The 1094-nt window shown below is 72.6% G+C and carries 1 protein-coding gene; it reads left to right on the plus strand.

What is annotated here, in order from left to right:
• Nucleotides 1-357 precede the first annotated feature (357 nt).
• On the plus strand, nt 358-1094 hold a 737-nt coding region (locus ACJA3G_RS37445), incomplete at its 3' end, for a winged helix DNA-binding domain-containing protein (RefSeq protein WP_406557463.1).

Consider the following 1094-nt stretch of genomic DNA (forward strand, 5'->3'; position numbering starts at 1 on the left):
GATCGGTGGCGGGGGCGGCTGGCGTCGCCAGGAGTGCTTCCCGCGCGGCGCGGAACCCTCGGTGCCCCTCTCCCGGTCGGAGGGCGCGGACCTGCCCGGGCCCCTTCCCCGGTCGGTCATGGCCTCACCTCTCGCACTGTCCGCCGCCCATCCGGTCTTGTTCCCGTCTCGTCTCGTTCTGCCCGCTTCATCCTGGGTCTTCGTCGACGGGCTGGGTCGTCTCGGTCGTCTCGGTGCAGGATATCGGGATCAAATGGCGCAGGCTTGGCGTTTCGGACACCAATCGGTCGCCTTGGAGAGTCCCTCGTGCGGATATGGCGGACAGGACCTGTCCTCCTTCCGCGTTAGCTTGCCCCTATGGCCTCACCCCTCACCCCCCGTGCCCTCAACCGCGCCACCCTCGACCGCCAGCACCTCCTGCGCCGCACCTCCGCGCTCGGGCCGAAGGACGCCGTCGCGCACCTCCTGGGGCTCCAGGCCCAAAACGTGAAGCCGCCCTACTTCGCGCTCTCGGCCCGCCTCGCCGGATTCCGGCCCGAGCGGCTCTCCGCGCTCATCGAGGCCCGCGAGCTCGTACGGATCGTGACCCTGCGCTCCACCATCCACCTCCACACCGCCGACGACGCCCTCACCCTGCGCCCGCTCGTCCAGGCGGCCCGCGACCGCGAGCTCAGGCAGTTCCGGGGGCAGCTGGAGGGCGTGGACCTGGAGCGGCTCGCCGGGACCGTGCGGGCGCTGGTCGAGGAGCGGCCGTACACCATGAAGGAGCTGCGGGACGTGCTCGGCCAGGAGTGGCCCTCCGCCGCGCCTTCCGCCCTCTCCCTCGCCGCGCGGTGTGTGCTGCCGCTCGTGCAGGTCACCCCGCGCGGGCTGTGGGGCCGCAGCGGACAGGTCGCGCTGACCACGGCCGAACACTGGCTGGGACGGGCACCGGGGCCGGCCCCGGCGCCCGACGACACCGTGCTGCGCTATCTCGCCGCCTTCGGGCCCGCCTCCGTCAAGGACATGCAGACCTGGGCGGGACTCACCCGTCTCGGCGAGGTCTTCGACCGGCTGCGGCCCCGGCTCCTCACCTTCCGCGACGAGAACGGCGT

Source organism: Streptomyces sp. YS-3 (genome assembly GCF_045257485.1).
In the GTDB taxonomy this organism is placed as follows: Bacteria; Actinomycetota; Actinomycetes; order Streptomycetales; family Streptomycetaceae; genus Streptomyces.